The organism is Microcystis sp. M53603_WE2 (genome assembly GCF_030065435.1).
Window position 1 is genome coordinate 1 of the sequence record NZ_JASJFF010001044.1, and the last position, 3,933, is coordinate 3,933.

At 44.9% G+C, this 3,933-nt stretch carries 3 protein-coding genes and 2 pseudogenes; 3 read left to right on the forward strand and 2 right to left on the reverse strand.

Annotated features, from left to right (window positions below):
• The first annotated feature begins 67 nt into the window (after nucleotides 1-67).
• Nucleotides 68-565, forward strand: coding sequence for a thiol-disulfide oxidoreductase DCC family protein (locus PX481_RS21985; RefSeq protein ID WP_002758715.1), 498 nt, complete (start codon nucleotides 68-70; stop codon nucleotides 563-565).
• A gap of 279 nt (nucleotides 566-844) precedes the next feature.
• Here the strand turns inward: PX481_RS21985 and PX481_RS21990 are convergent.
• Nucleotides 845-949: pseudogene (locus PX481_RS21990) on the reverse strand (sigma factor-like helix-turn-helix DNA-binding protein); the annotation flags it as partial.
• A 119-nt stretch (nucleotides 950-1,068) separates the two neighbouring features.
• Nucleotides 1,069-2,679 (reverse strand): CARDB domain-containing protein, encoded by a 1,611-nt coding sequence (locus PX481_RS21995; protein WP_288095975.1) that lies wholly within the window; start codon nucleotides 2,677-2,679, stop codon nucleotides 1,069-1,071.
• 7 nt (nucleotides 2,680-2,686) lie between these two features.
• Between PX481_RS21995 and PX481_RS22000 the strand changes: the two genes are divergently transcribed.
• Both PX481_RS22000 and PX481_RS30225 read left to right on the forward strand, forming a co-directional pair.
• Nucleotides 2,687-2,947 carry a hypothetical protein gene (locus tag PX481_RS22000; protein WP_288095978.1) on the forward strand — a complete coding sequence of 87 codons (261 nt, stop codon included), beginning with the start codon at nucleotides 2,687-2,689 and terminating at the stop codon, nucleotides 2,945-2,947.
• A gap of 923 nt (nucleotides 2,948-3,870) precedes the next feature.
• A pseudogene (locus tag PX481_RS30225) lies at nucleotides 3,871-3,933 on the forward strand (IS200/IS605 family transposase); the annotation flags it as partial.

A 3,933-nucleotide genomic window follows, 5' to 3' on the forward strand; every position in this document is an offset into this window, starting at 1 on the left:
CACTCACTCGCCACTTCTCAACCCCTCACTAATTACCGACCACCGAAAAGAAAATCCCTAGAAGATCATGTCATCTTTACCGACTCCATCTGCTGATACCTTAGAAAATTCTACTCGATCGCCCTCTTGGAAAATTAAACTTCTCTACGATGGAGAATGTCCCCTCTGCTTGCGCGAGGTCAATTTTCTGCAAAAACGGGATGCTGGGAGAGGATTAGTTGCTTTTGTCGATATTGCCGCCGAAAACTATAATCCAGAGGAAAATGGCGGTATTTCCTTCGCGGCAGCCATGGGGCGAATCCACGCCGTACTAGCTGATGGTACTATTCTCCAAAATGTGGAAGTGTTTCGCCAAGTCTATGACATTTTAGACATTGGTTGGATTTATGCCGCTACCAAATGGCCGGTTATTGGGTTTCTAGTGGATATTATCTATGAAATTTGGGCTTCTTGGCGATTAACCTTAACCGGAAGACCGAATTTACAGACAATTTTAGCAGAACGTCAAAAACGTCTGGAATGCAACTCATCAAATCGTTGTTCTCAGTCAGTTAAAATCTCCTAAAAAAATAGGGAGTATTTAGGGTTTGCGGCAAAAAGTTTTTCCTGGGGGTAGGGTGTGGGGTGTGGGGTGTGGGGTGTAGGGTGTAGGGTTTTACCGATTGATTTTCAGGTGGTCAATTACCTAATTTTCAGGGAAAAAGTCCCTGAATTTTCCCCCCGATCACTGCCAAGGCCGGTACTTTTTGATTTCCAAAAAGTCTAAAGATATTATCCAACAAGGTTTTTAGATTTATTCAGCAAGCCCTATTTAACTCTCTAGTAGGGATATTCTGTTGGTGATCTAACTACGCAGTTTTTGCAACGCTTTCGACTCAATTTGTCGCACCCTTTCCAGGGATAATTCCAAAGTGCGACCGATATCACCTAAAGCATGGGATTTACCATTAAAATTTAGTTGGCAATTTTTCGGACATCGAGTCCTCAAATTGCCGCCCCCTGCACCTTCCCCACTGGTGCGTTGCTGAGGGTGGGGACTGACGCAGGTTCGTTCAACTCGACACGATACTAGACAATCGGCTGAAAGACACTTGTCGAAACAAAATCGCCAACAGCTAACCCCATTTCAAAAGAATCAATACAAGCTTCCCGGACGTGAACTCCGCCATAAATACGGCCGATGGCATCTTCCATTCCCGCTTCATGGAAGCTATCGAAATCACGAACGACACCGGGAAGTTCTTGGGAGACAGCACTAAACACATAGTTTTCACCAAAATACTCAGTCATCACTCCAGCAAATGCTCCCCCCATGGCGGAATGCCCTGACATATAATCCGGGAAAGGTGGCGAATTAACCCCCATTAATTCTGACAGCAAGGGTTTCCAATTGGGATCGCCCACCGTAGAAGCTATCCCGTCATTAGCCGCAAATCCCCCAGCAATTACGTCATCAGGGCGAGGTTGGAGTTCAGTGTATTTCTCTTTCCAAGCGACGATTACCGCATCTGCCAGCGCGGTATTTAATGCGGCAAATAAGCTGGCATCTTCTTGCAAGGTATTGCCCTCACGCACGGCGATTTCTTGAGCAATTTGGTTTAAGTGACCGTAGGGACGGAAGGTATCAGCCCGGTCATAGGCCCAGAAAACAGCCATTTCTGCCTGGTCTGCATTGCGTAAAGTGGTCGTGAGAGCAGTGTTTTGCAATCCACCATAGAGCCGGACTTCTTCAATTTCTTGGGCATACAATGCACCCTGATCATTAGGATTGTCGGGACGGCCATCAAGAGTTACATCAAGTTGATTTTGCGAGACAAACTGGTCAATGTTGCCAATTGTCCAAGGAGTTACCCCACCCCAGTTGGCACCGAGTGCTACCCCAGCAGTGGGTCCTAAGGTTTCTGGTGTCCAGACATAGTTTCCCGACGGCGCAGTGAAAGGCGTATTGTTGCTGGAACCATCATTAGCGCGTAAATTGAGGCTCTGATTGGCTACTAAAATGCCAAAATTAAAACCCCTGTTTTCAGCGGTGGCACTGTCCTGAATCTCCGCCAGAGAATTGGTTACTTGCTGTGATAACAAGCTATTTTGTTCAGGTAATTGAGTAGAGAGAACTCGATAGGCCGCACCAACTACCGCCGCCTGCAACGAGGTATTTGTTGGTGCGCTCACATTTACAGCATAGGAGGGATATAAAGTGTTGAAGGCCTGAACCGTATCATAGACAGCAGTAGAAACCAAGGCCATTAAGCGAGAACCCACTGTCGGCCCAACTCCCCGCCCTGCTTTTCCCTCGGCTTGAATCGCATTTAATGCGATCGCATTCCAGTCGATGATGGCATTAGTATTGAGTCCCGATACTAATTTACTGGTGACATTATTGGTTTCCAGTTGTTCGGGAATTTGGTTATTGGCATCAACTTGAGCAATGAGAAAGTAAGCCCCCGCAGCGATGACTGAAGTATTGTTGTTATACGTTAAGTCTAAGGTGACTGACTGCCCGGCGTTTAGGTTCAAGTTTGTGCTGACACTGGTGAGTAACCGATCGTTACTGTCAATCTCACCGTCAGTGGAAATGTACAGTTTGACAGTACTGGGACCACTGGCGCTCGCCTGTCCTTGATTGGTGACAATTACCTTTGCACTTCCCTGAGCGCCGAAGTTAACCGTACTTGGCAAATTAATCGTGCCAAAACTGCCCACTAAATCTGGTCGTGAGACACTTGAGGTAGAACTTGAGGTAGAACTTGAGGTAAGACTTCGGGTAGGACTTGAGGTAAAACTTGAGGTAAAACTTGAGGTAAAACTTGAGGTAAAACTTGAGGTAGGACTTGAGGCAGGACTTGAGGTAAGACTTGAGGTAGAAGTTGAATTTTGGTTATTGCCATTGTTTGGTATCGTTCCTCCCCCAGTATCAAGTTCAACTGCCTCTAAAAAATCAACTTGATTCAAAAGCACATCCAATTCTTCTAGGGAGAGAAGAGTTAAATCTTCGTCACCGATAACCTGCTCTAACAACTGATCAACATGACTGTCTCCTTGATTACTATTTGGTATTTGCTCGTTCTCAGTTACTTTCTTCTGATCATCAACGGGTTTTTTTGGTGATGACTGGTCATCAACGGGTTTTTTTGGTGATGACTGGGCGGTAGTTATAGGAGTGGTTGAACTCATGGTCAATAAGTTAGGAAAGAGTAAAGGCATTCAAGACAGAAAGTATCGAAGCTTAACTTGTTGTTGCGTTCCAGGACCAAACCGATGTCACCGTCAGTGGAAATTTACAGGTTCACAGCACAAGTACCTCTGGTGATCAGCTGTGCTTGATGGGCGACAATTAGCTGTGCATTTATTTCCTTGATCTGTTTGACGAGGTTGACAAAATGGGAATCGTGGGGGCAATTCAAACTTGAGTTTTGCGATACAACTGAGTGATCCACCTCACATATCCTAACACCATTAATACCTGATGTCAATCAATTCTTATGTCTTTAATCATACACTTTTATCGATGGATAAAACTAGAATCATGTCTTATCCCACATTCCGCATCCTAAAGTGTCACATTGAAAATTTTATCTAAATCGTCAAAACGATTGCCGGCTCTGAATTACAGGCTAATTTGTTTGCCCAGCAGATGCACAATTAGCGCTAAAAATCTGATAGCTCTGATACCAAATTATTGAGATAGACTCTCATTAAGCAAGCTGGCGATCGCTGACTAGAGTGTGACACTTCATAATTCTTAGTAATCGCTAAAAGTCTTACTACACAAGGGCTAGAGCAACTGTTGGTTTCAACGACTAGGGGGCGGAATGTGGGTTTAATCTCTTCGGGTCTAATTCCCCGCCGCTCGCGGCGTACAATAGAAAAATGAGTGAATACATCCATAAGAGCCATAATGTAAGTGTTTTGCTATATCATTTAGTGTTCCCA